The 3631-nt window shown below is 59.3% G+C and carries 1 protein-coding gene; it reads left to right on the forward strand.

Going from position 1 to position 3631, the window contains the following annotated elements; translation table 11 throughout:
• Positions 1–204: 204 nt before the first annotated feature.
• Entirely contained in the window at positions 205–2439 is a 2235-nt protein-coding gene (locus tag Q4P21_RS15965) for a putative transposase (protein WP_303389705.1), read from the forward strand.
• Positions 2440–3631 lie beyond the last annotated feature (1192 nt).

The raw sequence follows: 3631 nt of genomic DNA on the forward strand, positions 1-3631 counted from the left end.
TCGTCGCCATCGAGTCCCGTCTGCCACTGCAGACACAGGCGTCCTGGCTAAGCCTCAGGACTCTGGATATGGTCGGGAGGTAGGTTCTAGACTTTGCCGGGTATTCGGGGTTTTTGGTGACTATTGGGCTGTTAATCTTGCCCTCTTTGTGAGATAATAAGGGTGTGATTATTTTCGGGTTGGGTGAGTGAAACAATGGTTTCGATGACCACTCAAAGTGCACTGCCCCTGATGGGAAGGTTGGGCGCGTTGCTCGTTGGGGAGTGGGTGGCCTTGCTGGAAGAACCCGATGGTGCTGGCCGGATCTTTATCAATGGTCAGCTGGCCTATGTGTGGGGACCGGAACAACGAGAGATGCGTCGTTTGGCGGCTGCGCAGCTGGTGGAAACCGGGGCCGCGCAGGTCAATGAAGTCGCTGCAGCTTTTAATATCAACACCGAGTCATTGCGGCGCTGGCGCATCTCTTTTGACGCGGAGGGCCTCGCCGGGCTGGCCTCGGTCAAGAAGGGCCCCAAACGCCCGTCACTGCTAACGGAACCGAAAGCGGATCAGATCCGTGCCTACCGCGCTACTGGTGCGAGCTTGCGCGCCACTGCGATAGCAACCGGTGTTTCCACTGACACCGTTCGGCGCGCCATGGCCATGACTGTGGCCCCAGACACCGCACCCACCGACAACGAAGCGCCAGCCGTACTGCCTGCCGTGCTGGTTCAAGAGGAGCTTCCGGTCTTACCGGCCCCGGTGCCCCGTTCGGGCGAGCGTGCCGCCGCAGGCGAGGCCGAAGCCGCCTCTCCGGTATTCTTCCCGGCAGCCCGGGTCCCTTATGTCGGGTTGTTCCTGGCCTTCCCTGCCCTGGAAAGCTCCGGGCTACTCACCTGTGCCAAGAGTGTTTATGGAGCGTTACCGAACGGGTTCTACGGGCTGGAAACGATCCTGGTCGATGCCGTAGTGAGGGCCTTGGCTGGGGAATCCCGGGCCGAGGGCGCGACCCGCTTCAACCCCGAAGACCTCGGCCGGATCCTGGGATTGGATAGGGCCCCGGAAGTGAAAACGATCCGCCGGCGCATCGCCCAACTCGCCCAGACCGGCAAGGCACCGGAGCTAATTGCCGCTCTGGCCTCCCACCACCTGACAAATACCGGCCAGGACGGGGCAGAGTTGGCCGCTATCCTCTACGTTGATGGGCACGTGCGCGCCTACCAAGGCACGAAGAAGATCGGCAAGCTCTACTCCACCCGCCTGAAATTCCCCGTCCCTGCCACGGAAGAGACCTGGGTCAGTGACACGAACGGTTCCCCGGTCTTTTTGGTCATGGCCGAACCCGGCGCCTCCCTCGCCGGAGAACTACGCCGTCTGTTGCCCGAACTGCGGACCGCGATTGGCGATGACCGCCGGGTGCTGGTTGGTTTCGACCGTGGCGGCTGGTCACCAACCCTCTTCGCCCATATGAAGGAACAGGGTTTTGATGTGCTGACCTGGTACAAAGGCAAAACCGCGGACATCAACGAAACCCTGTTCACACAGGTCTCCTACACCGACGAACACGGGGAAACCAGGAGCTGGAGCGCTGCGGACACACTCATGGATCTACCCCTGACAACCACTGCGAAGACCGGGGAAGTGTTCCAGATACGGGCGATCAGCCAGATCGTGCCGAACACCAAAGGCAGCGGGACCCGGCAGATCCACATCCTCACCACCGACCACGACCTGCCAGCCGGGGAGGCGATCCATCGGATGGGGAACAGGTGGCGGCAAGAAAACCAGTTCCGCTACGCCCGCATGCACTTCGAGCTGGACTCCCACGACTGTTACACCAGTAGTGATGATGATCCCCAACGGATGGTCCCGAACCCCGCCAAAACCAAGGCCTACCAACTCGTCGTGGCCGCTAGGAAGCACCACGCTGGCGTTGCGGCACAGGTTGATGCTGGCGAATTGGACATGAAGAACCCAGCTCCCGGCACCCAAGAGCTCATGGTCACTAACACGATGATCAATACTCTCAAGGCGCCCCTCTGGGCAGCAGAAACAGCCCTCAACACTGCCGAAGCAGCCCACAAAGAACTCCCCGCCAGGGTCCGGCTCGGGGACCTCGCCCCCGGGCAGCAAGTCCTAGACACCGAGACGAAACTCATCCATCACGGGATCCGCATCGCCGCCTACAACACCGCCATGACCATCGCCCGCGAGATCCGCACCAACACCGGCTACAAACGCGGCAGCGATGAAGCCCACGCACTCATGCGCCAGGCCTTCAACCAGCCAGGAGACATCGACCCCACCATCCCGGGGCAGTTGACGATCACACTGGACCCCATGCCAACCAAAGCGAAAACCCTGGCCATCGCAGAACTCTGCGAACACCTCACCAACACCAAAACGAATTACCCCGGCACCAACTTCATCCTGCACTACAAAATCAAGAAAAACCGCTAAAACCCCACCCAGAAAATCTCACCATATCCAGAGTCCTGAAGCCTGGACCTGCCGCAGCACCGCGATGAACGCAGGCGGTGGAACGGATGGATCCAGGACCTCACTGACATCTGCGCTGGGCGTGCTGGCGTCAGCCGTGTCAACGCTAGCCGACAACTGGGCCAGTATTGCCAACTGAACATATGGCCACCAGACATCTTTGAAGGCGATTCATTTGGTGGACGGGGCACTTGTCCGCCACCCTATGCGAAGGAGTAGATCCTTGAACGGGATGCGGTGAAACCGCTGGGAGTCGGGGGCGTGACGTTTGATCAGGCTTTGGCGGCAGCTGCCGCGCCGACGTATGAACGCAAGCCAGCTGGGTCTTCATTCGATACATTTGAGAAGGACGTGTGTCGTCTGCTGACCTAGGACACGGAGGATGCCGGCGATGGTATTGGCCGAGCGGGTGGGCTGGTCAGTGTTCTCGTGCTGTTCCGGGCCAAGGTCGCCGTGAACAGGCTCAAATACGCGACGGTGGGCCCGGCAGAGTGGCTCGTACATGAACACGGCAATTCCGTGCAAGGTGATCTCTGCTTCTGCACCGGGGCCCACCGTCGAGGTACGGGTAGGAAGGCGAACTGCCGGTGTTGGTGATGAAAGGGGCGCACTCCGGATTCGTGTAGTCCCGGATGATTACTTCCCGCGCCACGGAAGACCTCCTGGATGGGATGTGGGTGGTGATGTAGGAAGCCGGTGCGGTACCGGGCAGTGGGTCCATGCCCGCGGGGGAATTCATCTTCCCATCGAATCAAATACCGCGGGTGATGACTGGTCGCCAGCATATGTCAAATTTGATCGTGGACGACTACGGCATTGCCTCCATGGTTGTCACAGATTCTGGGTCCGCCCACTGGCTGTTGACGGATCATTGAAGCGGTGACCAATTCCTACCCTGTTGCTCGGAAAATGCATCGAGAGCTATCTTGACTGACCTTTGTTCCGACTCGTGTGCTGCCCACTGATGCCCAGTGGGCCATCCTCATGAAACAGAACGCGCGATATCTTGGAAGAAATGGCGTTTGAATCAATACAATAAACAATATGTAAATAATAGTGTTTGGGGTCACATGGGTTCAGTTGGGTATTTCCAAGAAAGGTGTGTATTGTTTATCGAGTTGTCCTGATGAGGGGCGGCGGGTTTAGCGGGATT

The organism is Arthrobacter sp. (genome assembly GCF_030540645.1).
Taxonomy (GTDB): Bacteria; Actinomycetota; Actinomycetes; order Actinomycetales; family Micrococcaceae; genus Specibacter.